Below are 17,667 nucleotides of genomic sequence, written 5' to 3' on the forward strand. Positions count from 1 at the left end.
TTCCGGCGCGGGCCGGCCGCCAACTAGGCTGCCCTCGTGCGGACGCTGCTGATCGTGAACCCGAATGCCACCTCCACAACGCCGGCGACCCGGGACCTACTCGCGCACGCTCTGGAGAGCCGCACCCAGCTGACCGTTGCGCACACCCAGCACCGCGGTCACGCCGCGGAACTGGCCCAGTGGGCCGCGACCAACGAGATGGACCTGATCGTCGTGCACGGCGGCGACGGGACGGTCAACGAGACCATCAACGGGTTCCTGCCGCTGCCGGTCCTGGACGACGGCCTGGCCTGGCTGCCGCGCCTGGGCGTGATCCCGGGCGGCTCGGCGAACGTCTTCGCCAGGGCGCTGGGGATCTCCTCCGACCCGGTGACCGCCACCAACCAGCTCATCGACCTGCTCACGCGGGACTCCGACCGCCGCATCGGCCTCGGGCTCGCCGACGACCGCTGGTTCTGCTTCAGCGCGGGCGTCGGACTGGACGCCGACGTGTGCGAGGCGATCGATGCCAGTCGCGCGCGCGGCCGCACCGCGACCCCGGCACGCTACGTTCGAACAACCGTGCGACAATTCTTCCGGGCCAAGCGCAAGGAACCCGGCGTTCAGGTGGAGATCCCGGGCCGCAAGCCCGTGGACGGGGTGCACTACGCGTTCGTTACGAACACCACACCTTGGACCTATCTGAACGCCACGCCGGTGCACACCAACCCCGGCACCCGGTTCGAAACGGGCCTCGGGGTGTTCGCGGTGCGCTCCATGGCCGTGCTCCCGACACTCCTACTCGCGCGGCAACTTCTGGCGTCCAACGGAAACCCCAAGTCGCGCAATTTATTTCGAGCAGACGACGTTCCCACCGTACGAATCGAGTCCAAAGAACCCATCGGCCTGCAAATCGATGGCGACTTCATCGGCAAGCGCAACGTGGTGGATTTCACGGCGGTGCCCGACGTCCTCGCGGTCGTGGCGCCACGGCCGCTCTGAGGGCGAAACGCCGCGGAAAACATCGCGGTTGTGCTGCGAAAAGCAGGTGGAGCGAGTACAAAGGACCGGGCAGGCTCCCCATGCGGGGGCCTTCAGAGCGTGAGCTTCCCCACGGTGCACCGCGTGCCTATTGACATCTACGGTGTTCGTGAAAGCATTCACAAGCAACCGTGCGGAAACATTCGAGTCGCACAAGTGAACGATCCACAAACCAAAGGCGCCACTGCGCGGCGCCCAGCAAAGGAGCAGAGGAATGGACTGGCGCCACAAGGCCATCTGTCGCGATGAGGACCCCGAGCTGTTTTTCCCGGTGGGTAACAGTGGTCCGGCGCTCGCACAGATTGCCGATGCCAAGCTGGTCTGCGCTCGCTGCCCCGTAACCGCCGACTGCCTGTCCTGGGCCCTGAAGTCCGGACAAGACGCCGGCGTGTGGGGAGGTATGAGCGAGGACGAGCGCCGGGCGCTCAAGCGTCGTAACGCACGCACCCGCACCCGCACCGTCGTCTGATCGAGACGACCGGCTTTACCGGGCCATTCAGCCCGGCCCGGTAACGCATTTCAGCCCGGCACCCAAAGGTGCCGGGCTGTGTTGTTTTCGTAGTTCTCGCACCTCCGACGCGAACTGGAAATGGCCGGTCTCGCTTCGCCGGGAAACGGGAACGAGGCCAATGGGCTTGCGTGGGACGGCAATAACGGCAGCGCGCATCAGGCTGTCCCCGCGATGCGGTCTCGACTTGCGGATGATCGCGAGGCATGGGAAAAAGATTGGTTGCCGAGCAGGTCGAGACGGCCGCAAATCCGGTTGACACCTCGCATTCCGCTCGATTCGGACATTCCGGCGGCCATTCCGCCACAAGCCGGAAACCGCGTCCCGTCGCAGCCGCTGGTGACATCCCAGCAACAGGTCGTCGGAGGTCCCGCGCGATCGAACCGGTGGATGCGACACCACTGTCGATAGCGCGAAGTGGAACGAAACCGCCGCCGGAGCCGACCTGCTCCCGAGCCCGGGGCGGAGGCAGTGCGCGCCGGTCCTCCGACGATGCCGACCGGGTCCGAGAACGGTCAGCGACCTGAACGACGGCCCAGCGGGACGCGCAGGACGGCGTCGGTGCCGATATCGGCGCCGGGATGCAGCCCGATGGAGCCCCCGAGTTCGGCGGTGACCAGGGTGCGGACGATCTGGAGGCCGAGCCGATCAGAGGATTCCAGGCTGAAACCGGGCGGCAGACCGCGGCCGTCGTCGCTGATAATCACGTCCAGCCAGCGGGCCGAACGCTCGGAACGTATTGTCACCGTGCCGTTTTCGCCCGAATCGAAGGCGTGCTCGATGGCGTTCTGCACCAGTTCGGTGAGCACCATCACCAGCGGGGTGGCGCGTTCGGCGGAGAAGACGCCGAGCGAGCCCGCCCGGCGGACCTTGATCCGCGCGGTGTGCACCGTAGCCACGTCAGCCATGATCGGCAGCAGCCGGTCGACCACCTCGTCCAGATCGACCTCTTCGTCCACCGACATGGACAGCATCTCGTGCACCGACGCGATGGAGGTGACCCTGCGCACCGACTCGGTGAGCGCCACCTGCGCCTCCTCGTTCTCGGTGCGGCGGGCTTGCAGGCGCAGCAGCGCGGCGACGGTCTGCAGGTTGTTCTTGACCCGGTGGTGGATCTCCCGGATGGTGGCGTCCTTGCTCAGCAGCGCGCGATCGCGGCGCTTGACCTCGGTGACGTCGCGGACGAGCACGGCGGCGCCTGCCAGTTCCCCGTGCGGGCGCAGCACGAGGGTGCGCAGCAGCACGGTGGCGCCGCGCGCCTCGACCTCCATCCGCCGCCCGGTCCGCCCGGCCAGCGCGGCTTGGATGTCGCCGACCACTTCCTGGGCGTCGAACGGGTCTGTGATCAAGGAGCGGGTGGTGACCGCGAGATCCTGCCCGGCCAAGTCGGCCTGCAAGCCCATCCGATGGTAGGCCGACAGCGCGTTCGGACTGGCGTAGACGACTATGCCCTCGGTGTCGAGCCGGATGAAGCCGTCCCCCGCGCGTGGGCTGGAATGGGTGGCCGCGCGATCCTCGGTGGTCGGAAAGGTGCCGTCGGCGATCATCTGGCACAGATCGTCCGCGCACGCCACGTAGGCGCTCTCCAACTGGCTGCGTACCCGGGAACGTTGCCCTTCGGTGTCCCGGCTCAGCACCGCGATCACGTCGTCGCCGCAGCGCACCGGGACGGCCTCACGAATCGCGTGCACCGGGCGCGGGTGGTAGACGCCGGATGTCTCGACGTCGCTGTCGGCTCGCACGATGTCGCCGGACATCAGGGCCTCGAACACCTGCGGATGGTCGGCCCGGAGAGCCAGGGTGCCGACCATGTCCTCCTGGTGCACGGTGGGCGCGGTGGTGGGACGGCACTGCGCGACACACACGATGTCCGCGCCTTCCGTCACCGGGCCCGCACCGACCCACAACAGCAGATCGGCGAAGGACAGATCGGCCAGCAGCTGCCAATCCCCGACCACCCGCTGCAGATGATCCACGGCGACGCCGGGTAGGTCGGTGTGCTCGGCCAGCAGCTCGCTCAGGGTCGCCATGCAGATCTACCGCCGTAATCGATCAGGAGATGACGGCGATCAGGTGGCCCGCCTTGATCGCGTCGCCTTCCTTGACACCGATCGAAGTCACCGTGCCACTGGACTCCGCGAGCACCGGGATCTCCATCTTCATCGACTCGAGGATCACCAAGGTGTCGCCTTCCCGCACCGCGTCGCCCTCTTGCACGACCACCTGGTAGACGACCGACACCAACTCGGCGAGCACTTCCTCAGCCATGGCACCCCATTCACTCGTTGCCCTGTATCCGCTGACGGTACAGCCAACCACACGTGAAAGAATGGCCTTCAACCAGAAGGGAGACTACTCATGGGTAAGCGCGGACGTAAGAAGCGTAGCCGCAAGGGCAATGCGGCCAACCACGGCAAGCGGCCCAACGCCTGAGGCGACGCTCGGCCCGCAAGCACGAAGCGGCACGCACTTCCCGTAGGAAGGCGTGCCGCTCGCGTTTCACGAACCGGTCACTCCGAGGTCTCGACCGAGGTCTCCTTGGTGACGACCGCCCGGCGGATTTCGATGGTCAGCCGCTCCCGCAGCGACTCGGGCGCGCGGTCGCCGCCGCACTTGCGGCTGAGCAGGCTCTTGACCTTCTCCTCGATGCCGTAGGCCTCGATACAAGGACTGCAATGCTCCATGTGGTGCTGCAACCGGGCCCTGGTCGCCTCGTCGCATTCCCCGTCCAGCATCAACCACACGTCGGCGAGCACCGCCGTGCAGTCGAGCTCCATGTCGGGGTCCCGTTCGGTACTCACTGCTTGACCTCCTGGCGTTCCCCCGAACGGTTGAAACCACGCTCGCGCGCGACATCGGCGAGCAGACCCTTCAGTTGTTTCCGGCCGCGGTGCAGCCGGGACATCACCGTACCGATGGGGGTGCCCATGATGTCGGCGATCTCCTTGTACGGGAAGCCCTCGACGTCGGCGTAGTACACCGCCATACGGAACTCTTCGGGGAGTTCCTGCAGCGCGGCCTTGATGTCGTCGTCCGGTAACGCGTCCAGCGCCTCGACCTCGGCCGAACGCAGTCCTTGCGAGGTGTGCTCGGCGGTCGCGGCCAGCTGCCAGTCGGTGATCTCGTCGGTCGGGTACTGCGCGGGCTGGCGCTGCTTCTTGCGGTAGGAGTTGATGTAGGTGTTCGTCAGGATCCGGTACAGCCAGGCACGCAGGTTGGTGCCCTCCCGGAACGACTTGAATCCCTGATAGGCCTTGACATAGGTCTCCTGGACCAAGTCCTCGGCGTCCGCCGGATTCCTGGTCATGCGCAGCGCGGCGCCGTAGAGCTGGTCGAGCAACGGGAGCGCGTCCCGTTCGAACCGCTGTGCCAGCTCGGCATCGTCGACGGTGCCGACATCGTCGGCCGCCACGTCATCGTCGCTCGTCACACCTGTCCCTTCGATCGCCGTACCTGCCAAATCTACCGGCTTCGGCATATCGAAGAAGAATCCGCCTTCGGTCGGGGACACCTCGGTCCCTACCGGACGGTCGTCGAGCAGCACGGGCACAGGCATCTCCTTCACGTCTTCATAGGGCCTGCTCACGCGGTGGAAATCAATCCGAGCGCTGTGTACCGGCTACAACATGCCCGGCCCTCCCGGTGTTCCCGCCTCCTGGGGCTCGCGGCGAGTCCACGGGGAAATCACTTGCGGATCGCGCCGCGGCCGCCGTTAGAGTTCGGCCCATGGCAGCAGGTGCGACACCGGCGATCCGCGCGTTGACCCAAGCGAAAGTGCCCCATCGCGTGCACACCTACAAGCACGATCCGCGCGCCGACTCCTACGGCACCGAGGCGGTCGACGCGCTGGGCGCCGAACTCGGCGTCGCGGCCGAGCAGATCTTCAAGACGCTGGTCATCGAGCTGGCCACCGGTTCGCTCGCGGTGGCCGTGCTCCCGGTGCCGAACACGTTGTCGCTCAAGGCCGCCGCCGCGGCACTCGGCGCGTCGAAGGCGAGCATGGCGGACAGGACGCGGGCGGAGAAGACGACCGGGTACGTGCTCGGCGGCATCTCCCCGCTCGGGCAGCGCAAACCGCTGCCCACCGTGATCGACGACTCCGCGTTGACCTGGGACCGGATGCTGTGCAGCGCGGGACGGCGCGGCCTGGAGATCGAGTTGGCGCCCGCCGACCTGATCCGGCTGACCGCTGCGGTGACCGCACCCGTGACATCCGCGTAATTCAGCCACTGCCACCGCGATCTGTGCGTAACTTGAACGTGCCAGATCCATCGGACTCGAGGATGTGATGCGAATGTCCGCGCACCAGCGTATGCGCACCATGATCGTCGCGTTGTTCGGAGCTCTCGTCTTGGCTCTCGGTTCGGTAACCCTGCTAGCCCCCGTCGCCGCCGCCGCACCGGGCACCCCGCCTGTGACCCACGTCGACGACGACAGCGTCTTCGACTTCGACGGCAACGGCGGAAGCGACGACGATGACGACGACGACAGGGCCGAGAAAGCCGAGAAACTCAGCGGCAACGTCACCACCAAACTGATCGACCTCGTCGCCGGAATCATCAAGTGCGGGCTGAATATCGCCTCGCCGAGCGTGAAGTGCTCACTGTAGGCGAGTCGAATTCGCCGCTGTATTGATTCTCCAGCGCATGCGGCGCTGGTTGTTCACAACGATCTCGCGTCCGGGCGGTCGCCACTTTGCTCGGTCGCCGACGGGCGGCCGTTCGGACGCGAGCCGGGCCGCGCACCGGTCTCGCTCGAGATGGGCGATGCGCGCGGACGGTCACAGAAGACTGATCTGCTCGGCTTGTTCTCGCTCGTCCACTCGGGCAAGCAGTTCCGGCCCGTTGTTGCGCACGCTGTTGACCAGCGGTGGTACCGGCCTGGGCACGATCGCGGCGACCACGTCCTCGGACGGGGTCTCCAGCAGGCTCGCCGGCGCGGGATGGTCCGGGTCCAGCCACGCGTCCCAGTGCTCCCGCGGCATGGGTAGCGGCATCCGGTCGTGGATGCGGGTCAGGTCGCCGACCGCGTCGGTGGTCAGGATGGTGCACGACAGCAGCGGCTCGCTCTCGGGCTGGGACCGGTCGCGCCAGACCGACCACAGTCCGGCCATGTAGAGACGGGAACCATCCGCGTTGGCCATGTAGTACGGATGCTTGGCTACCTTGCCTTTGCCGCCCTTCTCGGCGTTCGGCTCGACGATCCACTCGTACCAGCCGTCCATCGGCACCAGGCAGCGCCGGTACTTCACCGCGTCGCGGAAGGACGGCGTGGTGGCGGCCTTGTCGGCGCGCGCGTTGAACAGCGGTTTGCCCTTGACCGGGACGCCGGGCTCGGCGGCCTTGGTCCACACCGGGATCAATCCCCAGCGCATGCGCCTGATACGCCGCTTCGGGTCGTCGTCGGTGTGGCCCTGGTCGTGCCGCTCGACGACGGTCAGGACCTGGGTGGTCGGAGCGACGTTGTAGTTGGCGAAAGAGCTCTCCTCAGCGGTCTCGGTCTCGGTCTCGGTCTCGTCGATCGCATCCAACTCGACCGCCAGCCTGCCAGGGTTGGTCGTGGTCGCATATCGTCCGCACATATCCCGATAGTCCCACCCGCCACCGACAGTGTCGGAGACAATTGACGCATAGCTGATGACCTGTTGAGAGTTGTGGCATAGCATTCTCTCATCGGAAGGGCGGTCGCCCGTCCACCCAGACGCGCCGCATCGACCGTCCACCGCAGACGGCAAGAGGAGACCCACTGTGACATCAACCGACACCAAACCGGCCGACCACGACACGGCACTGACGTCGGTCAATCCGGCGACAGGCGAGGTGATCGGCACGCACGTCATCGCCGACGAGGCCGCGGTGGCCGCCGCGGTCGCCAAGGCCCGCGCCGCGGCCGCCACCTGGGGCGCGCTGAGTTTCGACGAGCGGCGCACGCACCTGCTGCGCTGGTCGAGCAAGCTGGTGCAGAAATCGGAAGAGTTCTGCGAGCTGATCCACGCCGAGAACGGCAAACCGCGCGACGACGCCTTCCTGGAACTGATGCTCGCGCTCGAGCACATCTCCTGGGCGGCCAAGAACGCCAAGAAGGTGCTCGGCCCCAAGCGCGTCTCCCCCGGCGCGCTCATGTCGAACTTCAGCGCCCGGCTCGAGCAGCGCCCGCTCGGCGTCGTCGGCGTGATCGGACCGTGGAACTACCCGGTCTACACGCCCAACGGCTCCATCGCCTACGCGTTGGCCGCGGGTAACACCGTGGTGTTCAAGCCGAGCGAATTCTCCACCGGCATCGGCAACTTCCTCGCCGATGCCTTCGCCGAGGCCAATCCAGAACTGCCCGAGGGCGTCTTCATCACGATCAACGGCTACGGCGCCACCGGCGCGGCGCTGGTGCGTTCGGAGGTCGACAAGATCGCGTTCACCGGCTCCACCGCCACCGGCAAGCGGATCATGGCGGCCGCCGCGGAGCGGCTCACCCCCGTGCTGCTGGAATGCGGCGGCAAGGACGCGGTGATCGTCGCCGCCGACGCCGACGTCAAAGCCGCGGCCGACGCGGTCGCCTGGGGCGCCACCGCCAACAGCGGCCAGACCTGCGCGGGCGTCGAACGGGTCTATGTGGACCGCTCGGTGCGCGAGGAGTTCGTCGCCGAGGTCAAGCGCATCCTCAGCGACATCAAGCCCGGTTCCGACGACAAGGCCGCCTACGGCCCGATGACCATGCCGAGCCAGGTGGACATCGTGCGCCGCCACATCGACGACGCGCTGAAGAACGGCGGCACCGCGGTGCTCGGCGGGCCCGAATCGGTCAAGGCGCCGTTCATCGAACCGGTCGTGCTGGTCGACACCGACGAGAATTCCGAGGCGGTGGCCGAGGAGACCTTCGGCCCGACCATCACCATCCGCACCGTCGACGGCGTGGACGAGGCGGTGAAGCTGGCCAACAACTCCAAGTACGGGCTGTCCTCGGCGGTCTACTCGAAGAAGAACGGCCTGGACATCGCACGCAGGCTGCGCGTCGGCGCGACTTCGGTGAACTCCGTGCTGGCCTTCGCCGCCATCCCCGGCCTGCCCTTCGGCGGCGTCGGCGATTCCGGCATCGGTCGCATCCACGGCGAACCGGGTCTGCGCGAGTTCGCCCGCCCGCACTCGATCGCGGTGCAGCGCTTCACCGTTCCCGGCATGGCGCTGCTGAGCTACAGCCGCACCGACGCCACGATGAAGCTGCTGCGCAAGCTCGTTCCGTTCCTGCACGGGCGGAACAAGTAAGGAACCCGCGTGGGGCCGGACACTCGACTTGGTCGACTACCCGGCCCCATATCAGGTGGTAGTAGAGCGATCCGGCCCCGGCGAACGGACTCCGCGACGCTGATCGCGAGGACATGGTCCGCGCCCGAACCGCGCAAACAGGACTCGGGCGCACAACCACGCGGCCGCGCCGCGGCATCCGATCCGGCGGTTACTTCCCCGCGTGTGATGATGGACGAGTGAACTTCTGGCCAGCGCCCCATGTCGAAGTCCCCGTACACGCGACCGTGACCCTGCCCGGGTCGAAATCGATCACCAACCGGGCACTCATCCTGGCTGCCCTGGCCGACGGCCCTTCCACGATCACCGGCGCGCTGCGCAGCCGGGACACCGACCTGATGATCGCGGCGCTGTGCGCGCTCGGCGCGAACATCGAGGGCGAAGGCGACACGTTGACCGTCACCCCGGCGCCGCTGGGCGGCGGCACGGTCGACTGCGGGCTCGCGGGCACGGTGATGCGCTTCCTGCCGCCGGTCGCCGCGCTCGCGGCAGGCGAGGTCGCCTTCGACGGGGACGAACAGGCCAGGATCCGCCCGCTGCGCACCATCCTGGACGCACTTCGCGCGCTCGGCGCCGATATCGACGGCGACGCGCTGCCGTTCACCGTGCACGGCACGGGCGCGCTGCGCGGCGGCAGCGTGACGATCGACGCCTCCGGCTCCTCGCAGTTCGTCTCCGGCCTGCTGCTGTCGGCCGCGCGCTTCGACGAGGGCCTGGTGGTGCGCCACGACGGCAAGGCGCTGCCCTCGATGCCGCACATCGAGATGACCGTGGAGATGCTGCGCCGCGCCGACGTGCGGGTGCAGGCGCCCGCGGACAGCTTCACAGCACAGACCTGGACCGTCGAGCCCGGCCCGATTCGCGCGGTGGACTGGGAGATCGAGCCGGACCTGTCCAACGCCACCCCGTTCCTGGCCGCGGCCGCGATCACGGGCGGCGAGGTCAGCATCCCGCACTGGCCGCGGCTGACCACCCAGCCTGGTGACGTGATCCGCGAGATCCTGGTGCGGATGGGCGCGGAAGCGCGCATCTTCGACGGCGTACTCACCGTGCACGGCCCCGACCGCTTGGCGGGCATCGACATCGACCTGCACGACGTGGGCGAGCTGACCCCCACCGTCGCCGCGCTGGCCGCGCTGGCCGACTCCCCCTCCGTGCTGCGGGGCATCTCCCACCTGCGCGGGCACGAGACCGACCGGCTGGCCGCGCTGTCCACCGAGATCAACCGTCTCGGCGGCAAGGTGACCGAGACGGAGGACGGACTGGAGATCGTGCCCACCGAACTGCACGGCGGCAAGTGGCATTCCTACGCCGACCACCGGATGGCCACGGCCGGAGCCATTCTCGGCCTCCGGGTACCCGGCATCGAGATCGAGGACATCGGGACCACGGCCAAGACCCTGCCGAACTTCGTCGCCCTGTGGGAGCGGATGCTCGAACCCGCGCTATCCGACGAAGGAGCGGCGCGCTGACGAAGGGGCGACGATCCACGGCCAGCTACGACGAATCCGACGTCCGGGTTCGTCCGGGGCGTAGTTCCCGTCCCCGCACCAAGACCCGGCCGCAGCACAGCGACGCCGAGTCGGCCATGGTGGTCGCGGTCGACCGGGGCCGCTGGGGGTGTGTCCTCGGCGGCGATCCGGAACGCCGGATCGTCGCGATGCGGGCGCGGGAGCTGGGCCGCACCCCGATCGTGGTCGGCGACCGGGTGGATGTGGTCGGCGACCTGTCCGGGCGACCGGACAGCCTGGCCCGCATCGTTCGGGTCACCGACCGCCGAACGGTGTTGCGCCGCACCGCCGACGACACCGATCCGTTCGAGCGAATCGTCGTCGGCAACGCGGAACGACTCTTCATCGTGGTCGCGCTCGCCGATCCGCCCCCGCGCACCGGCTTCGTGGAGCGCGCCATGGTCGCCGCGTATGCCGGTGGGCTGCAACCGGTTCTGTGCCTGACCAAGCACGATCTGGCCGCCGAATCCGAATTCGCCGCCGCCTTCGAGGATCTCGACCTCACCATCGTCTACGGCGGCATCGATGACCCGCTCGATCCGGTGCTGGATCTGCTCACCGATCACCTCACCGCGTTGATCGGCCACTCCGGCGTCGGTAAATCCACGCTGGTCAATCGTCTCGTGCCGGATGCGGAGCGGGCGGTGGGCGAGGTCTCCGGGGTGGGCAAGGGCAAGCACACCTCCACCCAGTCGGTCGCGCTGCCGCTGCCGGGCGGCGGCTGGGTCGTCGACACACCGGGCGTGCGCTCGTTCGGCTTGGCCCACATCACCCCGGACGACGTCATCGCCGCTTTCACCGATCTCGCCGAAGCCATCGAGGACTGTCCGCGCGGCTGTACCCATCTCGGTCCGCCCGCCGACCCCGAGTGCGCGTTGGACCAGATCACCGGCAAGGAACACCGGGTGGCCGCCATTCGCCGCCTGCTCGTCGCCCTGAACTCCAACGATTCCTGGTAGCCCGGATCAGTGCCCGTCCGGCTGTCCGGGCGCGAACGGCCATTCTTCGAACCACTCGCAGCGGCCCGCATCGTCGAAGCGCAGGATCCACAGGTCTCGCCACCGTGCCGGCGTGTCTCGCGCATATTCCACCTCCACCCGGACCACCGCGGTGTCCCCCTCCACCGCGACGATCGTCGATCGCATGGTGAACGGCTCGCCGGGCCCGTCCCGGCCGGCTTCCCAGAAGTCCGCGAGCGCGCCGAGACCGGTCAGTGGCTGGGCCCACGGCGAGACGAGGTACCCGGCGTCCGCGGTGAACAAGTCGGCGAGCTGCCGCGTGCCCGCCGACCGCCAGGCTCGCTCGTATCCGGCGACCCATGCTTCGACAGCTGCGCGGTCCACGCCAGGAAGATACTCCGGTTCACCCGGCTGATGTGCGAGTTCGGCGCGGCTGCCGGCTGTCCGAACACGACGAAGGCGCCCAGGAAAACCCTGAGCGCCTTCGCGGTTCAGCGGATCAGTGGCGGCGGCGGGACTTCGGGCCGCGCCGGCCCTTCGCCTCCGCCCGGGCCGTCTCGCGGCGCTCACGGCGGGTGGGCTGCGGACCACCGTCGGCGCCGTACTCCTCGGCGTCGCTGTGCACCGCGGCCCGGCCGCCCTCGTCGGGGCCGGAGTAGCTGAAACCACGCGGGGCGGTGTCATCGATGCCCCGCGCGCGCAGAGCCGCGGGCGCACCGTGCCCGTTCGCGACGGGAGCCTCCTCGGTGGGAAGGGGACGCGGCGCGGCCCCCGTACCGACCGGGGAACGCAGACCGGGGCTGACGGCGACGCCTTCCGGCTGCGGCTGCTGCACCTCGACCTGCAGGTTGAACAGGAAGCCGACCGACTCCTCCTTGAGACCGTCGAGCATCGCGGTGAACATGTCGAAGCCCTCGCGCTGGTACTCCACCAGCGGGTCGCGCTGCGCCATCGCGCGCAGGCCGATGCCCTCCTTGAGATAGTCCATCTCGTAGAGATGCTCGCGCCACTTGCGGTCGAGCACCGACAGCAGCACCTGCCGCTCCAGATTGCGCATGCTGCCCTCGCCCGCGAGGCCATCGATCTCGGACTCGCGCCGCGCGTAGGCGTCGTGCGCGTCGTCCAGCAGCGCTTCGAGCAGCTCCTCGCGCGTCAGCTCGCCCGCCTCGCCGACCTCGGTCTCGCCGGTCAGGTCCCGGTAGTCCAGGCTCACCGGGTACAACGTCTTCAGCGCCGACCACAGCTTGTCCAGATCCCAGTCCTCGACGTAGCCCTCGGCGGTGGCGCCGTCCACGTAGGCGGTGATCACGTCGGTGATCATCTCCTGGACCTGGCCCTCCATGTCCTCACCGCGCAGGATCCGGTTGCGCTCGCCGTAGATGACGGTGCGCTGCTGGTTCATCACCTCGTCGTACTTGAGGACGTTCTTGCGGATCTCGAAGTTCTGCTGCTCGACCTGCGTCTGCGCGCTCTTGATGGCCTTGGACACCATCTTCGCCTCGATCGGCACGTCGTCGGGCAGGTTCAGCCGCGTCATGATCGCTTCCAGCGCGGCGCCGTTGAACCGCCGCATCAGCTCGTCGCCCAGCGACAGGTAGAAGCGGGACTCGCCCGGGTCACCCTGACGACCGGAGCGGCCGCGCAGCTGGTTGTCGATGCGACGCGACTCGTGCCGCTCGGTGCCGAGCACGTAGAGGCCGCCCGCGTCACGCACCGCGTCGGCGTCCTCGGCGGTCTGGGCCTTGACCTGATCGAGCGTGGGCAGCCAGGCGCGCTCGTACTCCTCCGGCGTCTCCACCGGGTCGAAACCCTGCTTGCGCAGCAGGATATCGGCGATGATGTCGGGGTTGCCGCCGAGCACGATGTCGGTACCGCGGCCCGCCATGTTCGTCGCGACGGTCACCGCGCCCGGCCGGCCGGCCTCGGCGATGATCTCGGCTTCCTTCTCGTGGAACTTCGCGTTCAGGACGTTGTGCGGAATACCGCGCTTGGTGAACTGCTTGGACAGGTACTCCGAACGCTCGACGCTGGTCGTGCCGATCAGCACCGGCTGCCCCCGCTCGTGCCGCTCGGTGACGTCGTCGACCACTGCGGAGAACTTGGCCTCCTCGGTCTTGTAGATCAAGTCGGACTGGTCGGCCCGGATCATCGGCTTGTTCGTCGGGATCGGGACCACGCCGAGGTTGTAGATCTGGTGCAGTTCGGCGGCCTCGGTCTCGGCGGTGCCGGTCATGCCCGACAGCTTGTCGTAGAGGCGGAAGTAGTTCTGCAGCGTGATCGTGGCCAGGGTCTGGTTCTCCGGCTGGATCTCCACCCCCTCCTTGGCCTCGATCGCCTGGTGCATGCCCTCGTTGTAGCGGCGGCCGACCAGGATGCGGCCGGTGAACTCGTCGACGATGATCACCTCGCCGTCGCGGACGATGTAGTCCTTGTCGCGGGTGTAGAGCTCCTTGGCCTTGATGGCGTTGTTCAGGTAGCTCACCAGCGGCGAGTTCGCGGCCTCGTAAAGATTGTCGATGCCGAGCTGATCCTCGACGAACTCCACGCCCGCCTCGTGCACGCCGATGGTGCGCTTCTTGATGTCGACCTCGTAGTGGAGATCCTTCTTCAGCAGCGGCGCGATGCGCGCGAACTCGGCGTACCACTTCGACGAGGCATCCGCCGGGCCGGAGATGATCAGCGGGGTGCGGGCCTCGTCGATCAGGATGGAGTCGACCTCGTCGACGATGGCGAAGTTGTGCCCGCGCTGCACCAGGTCGTCCAGCGAGTGGGTCATGTTGTCGCGCAGATAGTCGAAGCCGAACTCGTTGTTCGTGCCGTAGGTGATGTCGGCGTTGTAGGCCACCCGCCGCTGCGCGGGACTCATGCCGGACAGGATCACGCCGACCTCGAGACCGAGGAAGCGGTGCACGCGGCCCATCCACTCGGCGTCACGCTTGGCCAGGTAGTCGTTCACCGTGACGACGTGCACACCATCACCGCTGATCGCGTTCAGGTAGGCCGGCAGCACACAGGTGAGGGTCTTGCCCTCACCGGTCTTCATCTCGGCGATATTGCCGGTGTGCAGCGCGGCGCCACCCATGACCTGCACCTTGTAGTGCTTCTGGCTGAGCACCCGCCAGGACGCCTCCCGCGCGACCGCGAACGCCTCGGCCATCAGCTGGCCGAGCGGATCGCTCTCGCCCTCTTCGACCATCTCGGCGTAACGCTCGCGGAACTCGTCGGTCTTGGCCCGCAACTCGGCGTCGCTGAGGTCCTCGTAATCCGGCTCGAGGGCGAGGACCTGGTCGGCGAAATTCGAGAGCCGCTTGACTATGCGACCCTCACCAATCCGAAGCAACCTCGTCAGTGTCAGCGCAGGCACGGGTCTCGTCAGTCCTCTGGTCGGTGTGTCAAATCTGTCGTCGGCCCCCGGGCCGGTGCGGGCCCACGCGGTTGCGCGGAATCCGCTGCATGCTTCATGGTAATGCTCTGTCTGATTTGCAGCGCCTGCGGCGCTGCGTGTTCGCGGCCCCCTGGTGGCTCGCGTCCGCGCGACCGCCGCTGGCGACTTCGTCGCGGACGCGGCGGCCACTCGGACGCGAGCCGGGCCGCGAACGGACAATGCTCGGTCTCGCTTCGCTCGAAACCGGTGGTCGGGCCTGTGTGGTCACGCAAAGTGGGCACGGCACCACCTGAAAATGCTCGACACGCCAGGTGGCAGCTCCAGCGGGAGCAGTAGCGACTTGGTCACATGTGGGACTATCGCCCGCGCACGGGCCAGCCCAACTTGATGCATCATCTCACGCCGAACCGGTGGCGGGCCTCCGTGGTCTCGCAGTGGGTACGGCACCACCTGAAGATGCTGAACACGTAGGTGGCAGGTCCAACGTGGCCCGTAGTGACCTCGGCACATGCACGGCACGCGGCCCGGACGCGGACCGAGCACAACGGTAGTGCTTCACCTCACGCTGAACCGGTGGCCGGGTCGAAACGGGTCGTATGTGGTCCCCGCGCTACTCGGCGCTCGACTCGTCGCGAAGGGAGGGTCGCCGGCGGAGCCGCTGGCGACTTCGTCACATGCGCGACTACCCGCCCGGGTCCGGCAGCGTGGCGCGGTGATGCTTCGACACGTGGGCGGCCGGACGCTGCGGCCGTGCATCGCGGTTCGCGCTGTGATCGAATCGAGGTTGCCGAGCTCGTAGGGGCGGCGTGTCGCGGCCTCGGGGTTCGGGTGGTGCGTCGAATTCGTCGGAAAATGCCGCAAAGGCCGGGGTAACGGTTGGTGCGGCAGCACAATAAGCGGGGGCGGCATCGGGAAAAGGAGTACCGGGCAGCGTGATCACGAGACTGACGCCGCAGGACACGGCGTTCTACCGGCTCGAGTCGAGCAGCAATCCGATCCACATCGGCTCTCTCGCGATCGTGCAGAACACCGAATCGGGCGACGGCTCCGGCCTGCCGATCCTGGACTACGACCGGCTGATCGACCTGGTCGAGAGCAGGCTCGCGCTGGTGCCGAGGTACCGGCGCAAAGTGCGGGAGATCCCGCTGTCGCTGGGGCGGCCGGTCTGGGTCGAGGACAGCCGGTTCGACATCACCTATCACATCCGGCGCTCGGCGCTGCCCGGTCCGGGCACCGACGAACAACTACACGACCTGGTCGCCCGGCTCGCCTCCCACCCCTTGGACCCGGCCCGGCCGCTGTGGGAGATGTACCTGATCGAACGGCTGTCCGAGGGCCGCTGCGCGATCTTCACAAAGACCCATTCCGCGCTGGTGGACGGGGACACCGCACTCGAGATCGGTCACGTGATCCTCGACGCCGGGCCGGCGCCACGCGAGTTCGCGGGCGACGACTGGATCGCGCCACGCGAACCCGGCGAAGTGGAACTGCTGGTGAGCGCGCTGGGCCAGCTCGCCGCGCAGCCGCGCCGGGCGCTGGAAGTGGCCCGCGACGCGAGCGCCAACGCGTTCGCGGTGCTCGGAACGGCGGGCAAGGCGGTGGAGTCGGTGGTCGCCGCCGTGCGCACCGCCGCGACCGGCGCACCCGACAGCCCGCTGAACACCCGCACTTCGCGCAATCGGCGCTTCGCCGTGGTGCGCACCGACTTGGCCGACTACCGCACGATCCGCAAGCGTTTCGGCTGTTCGATCAACGACGCGATCCTCGCGGTGGTCACCGGCGCCCTGCGCAACTGGCTGCTGTCGCGCGGCGAAGCGCTCAGCGAGTCGACCACGCTGCGGGCGGTGGTGCCGATGTCGGTGTATGTCGAGGGGACCGACGGCCAGGCGCAATCGGCGAGCGAGGTGTCCTCGTTCCTGATCGATCTGCCGGTCGGCGAGCCGAATCCGGTGATGCGGCTATCGCACATCGCGCACGCCACCGAATCCAACGGGCGGCAGCGGCGCGGCGTCCGCGCGCGTACCCTCGTGCACCTGGCCGGATTCGCTCCGGCCAGCCTGCACGCGATGAGTGTGCGCGCGGCGAGTACCTTCGCAGAACACACGTTCAATCTGGTGATCACCAACGCGCCGGGTCCGCAAGCGCCGATGTACATCGGCGGCGCGCGGATGCTGGAGATGTACCCGGTGTCGCCACTGCTGCGCAATCAAGCGTCGAGTATCGGGATCACGTCCTACGACGGGCGCGTGTTCTACGGGCTCAACGCCGACCGCGACGCGATGGCCGACATCGGCGTGCTCGCCACGGCGGTGCGCGATTCCATGGAGGAGATGCTCGGTGCCTGCGTCTGATCAGAAGAAGCTGCGGGTCTACATCCCGGCTACGGTGCCGATGCTGCGCGAGCTGGTCGAGCGCAGGGAACTGACGCCGGTCAGCGGGACCGCCTTCGCGGTGACGCCCGCGCTGCGCGAGGCCTACGCCTCCGGTGACGAGGAAGAGCTCGGCGAGGTCGCCATGAACGAGGCCGCCCGCGCCTCGCTGCGACTGCTCGCCGCCGAACGCGAGGCGATCGGGTCGTCGGAGGACTCCGACCCCGACTCGGACCCCGACCCCGACGAGGCCGCGCCGGTCACCGGCGGCGGGCCGGTGTACCGCCGCGCGGTGATCGCCGCCGACGTGACCGGCGCGAAATTGCGACCCGACCTCGACGACGCGGTGGTCCGGCTGACGGGTCCGATCGGCTACCAGCAGATCGCCTCTGTGCACGTCGATCTGGCCGACGCCGAACCGCAGGTGGCCAAGGCCGTCGATGTGGTCGACGCGGCCGATCTCGGCGACACCGACGCCGAGTTCGTGCTCGGGGACGCCGAAGATCATCAACTGGCCTGGTACGCCGCACAGGAATTGCCGTTCCTGCTCGAACTGCTCTGACCCGCGCCGCCGTGCGCGGACTCGTCCCCCGCCATAACCTACGATGCCGTAACCTTGC

The 17,667-nt window shown here is 68.1% G+C and carries 17 protein-coding genes; 10 read left to right on the forward strand and 7 right to left on the reverse strand.

Annotation, left to right across the window (positions count from 1 at the left end; translation table 11 throughout):
• The first annotated feature begins 36 nt into the window (after positions 1–36).
• Positions 37–981 (forward strand): diacylglycerol kinase family protein, encoded by a 945-nt coding sequence (locus tag GVY39_RS05125; RefSeq protein WP_159920649.1) that lies wholly within the window; start codon positions 37–39, stop codon positions 979–981.
• 253 nt (positions 982–1,234) lie between these two features.
• A complete protein-coding gene (locus GVY39_RS05130; RefSeq protein WP_011211115.1) occupies positions 1,235–1,489 on the forward strand; it encodes a WhiB family transcriptional regulator in 255 nt (84 codons plus the stop codon).
• A 554-nt stretch (positions 1,490–2,043) separates the two neighbouring features.
• Here the strand turns inward: GVY39_RS05130 and GVY39_RS05135 are convergent.
• Together GVY39_RS05135 and GVY39_RS05140 are read right to left on the reverse strand one after the other, a co-directional pair.
• Positions 2,044–3,558, reverse strand: coding sequence for a sensor histidine kinase (locus tag GVY39_RS05135; protein ID WP_159920647.1), 1,515 nt, complete (start codon positions 3,556–3,558; stop codon positions 2,044–2,046).
• A gap of 22 nt (positions 3,559–3,580) precedes the next feature.
• Positions 3,581–3,796 (reverse strand): biotin/lipoyl-binding carrier protein, encoded by a 216-nt coding sequence (locus tag GVY39_RS05140; protein WP_159920645.1) that lies wholly within the window; start codon positions 3,794–3,796, stop codon positions 3,581–3,583.
• A gap of 90 nt (positions 3,797–3,886) precedes the next feature.
• Between GVY39_RS05140 and GVY39_RS35200 the strand changes: the two genes are divergently transcribed.
• Complete coding sequence (locus GVY39_RS35200) at positions 3,887–3,961, forward strand: 50S ribosomal protein bL37 (protein WP_022597109.1); 75 nt, start codon at positions 3,887–3,889, stop codon at positions 3,959–3,961.
• A gap of 77 nt (positions 3,962–4,038) precedes the next feature.
• Here GVY39_RS35200 and rsrA read toward each other — a convergent pair whose 3' ends face one another.
• Together rsrA and GVY39_RS05155 are read right to left on the reverse strand one after the other, a co-directional pair.
• Positions 4,039–4,305 (reverse strand): mycothiol system anti-sigma-R factor, encoded by a 267-nt coding sequence (gene rsrA / locus GVY39_RS05150; protein WP_159921271.1) that lies wholly within the window; start codon positions 4,303–4,305, stop codon positions 4,039–4,041.
• 20 nt (positions 4,306–4,325) lie between these two features.
• A complete protein-coding gene (locus GVY39_RS05155; RefSeq protein ID WP_195069574.1) occupies positions 4,326–4,958 on the reverse strand; it encodes a sigma-70 family RNA polymerase sigma factor in 633 nt (210 codons plus the stop codon).
• A 296-nt stretch (positions 4,959–5,254) separates the two neighbouring features.
• Here GVY39_RS05155 and ybaK point away from each other — a divergent pair, with 296 nt between their 5' ends.
• Both ybaK and GVY39_RS05165 read left to right on the forward strand, forming a co-directional pair.
• Positions 5,255–5,749 (forward strand): Cys-tRNA(Pro) deacylase, encoded by a 495-nt coding sequence (gene ybaK, locus GVY39_RS05160; RefSeq protein WP_159920643.1) that lies wholly within the window; start codon positions 5,255–5,257, stop codon positions 5,747–5,749.
• A 73-nt stretch (positions 5,750–5,822) separates the two neighbouring features.
• A complete protein-coding gene (locus tag GVY39_RS05165) occupies positions 5,823–6,137 on the forward strand; it encodes a hypothetical protein (RefSeq protein WP_159920641.1) in 315 nt (104 codons plus the stop codon).
• Between the two features lie 171 nt (positions 6,138–6,308).
• Here GVY39_RS05165 and GVY39_RS05170 read toward each other — a convergent pair whose 3' ends face one another.
• The gene (locus GVY39_RS05170) at positions 6,309–7,109 is read right to left on the reverse strand and encodes an SOS response-associated peptidase (RefSeq protein ID WP_159920639.1); all 801 of its coding nucleotides are present in this window, start codon (positions 7,107–7,109) and stop codon (positions 6,309–6,311) included.
• A 166-nt stretch (positions 7,110–7,275) separates the two neighbouring features.
• Between GVY39_RS05170 and GVY39_RS05175 the strand changes: the two genes are divergently transcribed.
• The 3 genes from GVY39_RS05175 (at position 7,276) to rsgA (ending at position 11,293) form a co-directional block, all read left to right on the forward strand.
• Entirely contained in the window at positions 7,276–8,784 is a 1,509-nt protein-coding gene (locus GVY39_RS05175) for an aldehyde dehydrogenase family protein (RefSeq protein ID WP_159920637.1), read from the forward strand.
• A 218-nt stretch (positions 8,785–9,002) separates the two neighbouring features.
• Entirely contained in the window at positions 9,003–10,295 is a 1,293-nt protein-coding gene (gene aroA, locus GVY39_RS05180; RefSeq protein ID WP_159920635.1) for a 3-phosphoshikimate 1-carboxyvinyltransferase, read from the forward strand.
• Positions 10,296–10,411: 116 nt separating this feature from the next.
• Entirely contained in the window at positions 10,412–11,293 is an 882-nt protein-coding gene (rsgA, locus tag GVY39_RS05185; protein WP_195069498.1) for a ribosome small subunit-dependent GTPase A, read from the forward strand.
• A 6-nt stretch (positions 11,294–11,299) separates the two neighbouring features.
• Here rsgA and GVY39_RS05190 read toward each other — a convergent pair whose 3' ends face one another.
• Positions 11,300–11,677, reverse strand: coding sequence for a nuclear transport factor 2 family protein (locus tag GVY39_RS05190; protein WP_159920633.1), 378 nt, complete (start codon positions 11,675–11,677; stop codon positions 11,300–11,302).
• Positions 11,678–11,792: 115 nt separating this feature from the next.
• Positions 11,793–14,657: a preprotein translocase subunit SecA gene (gene secA, locus GVY39_RS05195; RefSeq protein WP_159920631.1), complete on the reverse strand. Its 2,865-nt coding sequence runs from the start codon at positions 14,655–14,657 to the stop codon at positions 11,793–11,795.
• Positions 14,658–15,610: 953 nt separating this feature from the next.
• On the opposite strand from secA, the gene GVY39_RS05200 reads away from it, so the two are divergent.
• Positions 15,611–17,029, forward strand: a complete 1,419-nt coding sequence (locus tag GVY39_RS05200; protein WP_159920629.1) for a wax ester/triacylglycerol synthase family O-acyltransferase — start codon at positions 15,611–15,613, stop codon at positions 17,027–17,029.
• 40 nt (positions 17,030–17,069) lie between these two features.
• A complete protein-coding gene (locus GVY39_RS05205; RefSeq protein WP_201295162.1) occupies positions 17,070–17,609 on the forward strand; it encodes a hypothetical protein in 540 nt (179 codons plus the stop codon).
• The last annotated feature ends 58 nt before the right edge of the window (positions 17,610–17,667 follow it).

Source organism: Nocardia sp. CY15, from assembly GCF_009829295.1.
In the GTDB taxonomy this organism is placed as follows: Bacteria; Actinomycetota; Actinomycetes; order Mycobacteriales; family Mycobacteriaceae; genus Nocardia; species Nocardia sputi.

Excerpts from the sequence above, each read along its gene's own strand:
- rsrA (WP_159921271.1), bottom strand. The coding sequence starts at position 4,305 with ATGGAGCTCGACTGCACGGCGGTGCTCGCCGACGTGTGGTTGATGCTG.
- GVY39_RS05205 (WP_201295162.1), top strand. The coding sequence starts at position 17,070 with ATGCTGCGCGAGCTGGTCGAGCGCAGGGAACTGACGCCGGTCAGCGGG.
- GVY39_RS05130 (WP_011211115.1), top strand. The coding sequence starts at position 1,235 with ATGGACTGGCGCCACAAGGCCATCTGTCGCGATGAGGACCCCGAGCTG.
- GVY39_RS05165 (WP_159920641.1), top strand. The coding sequence starts at position 5,823 with ATGTCCGCGCACCAGCGTATGCGCACCATGATCGTCGCGTTGTTCGGA.
- rsgA (WP_195069498.1), top strand. The coding sequence starts at position 10,412 with ATGGTGGTCGCGGTCGACCGGGGCCGCTGGGGGTGTGTCCTCGGCGGC.
- ybaK (WP_159920643.1), top strand. The coding sequence starts at position 5,255 with ATGGCAGCAGGTGCGACACCGGCGATCCGCGCGTTGACCCAAGCGAAA.
- GVY39_RS05135 (WP_159920647.1), bottom strand. The coding sequence starts at position 3,558 with ATGGCGACCCTGAGCGAGCTGCTGGCCGAGCACACCGACCTACCCGGC.
- GVY39_RS05170 (WP_159920639.1), bottom strand. The coding sequence starts at position 7,109 with ATGTGCGGACGATATGCGACCACGACCAACCCTGGCAGGCTGGCGGTC.
- GVY39_RS05140 (WP_159920645.1), bottom strand. The coding sequence starts at position 3,796 with ATGGCTGAGGAAGTGCTCGCCGAGTTGGTGTCGGTCGTCTACCAGGTG.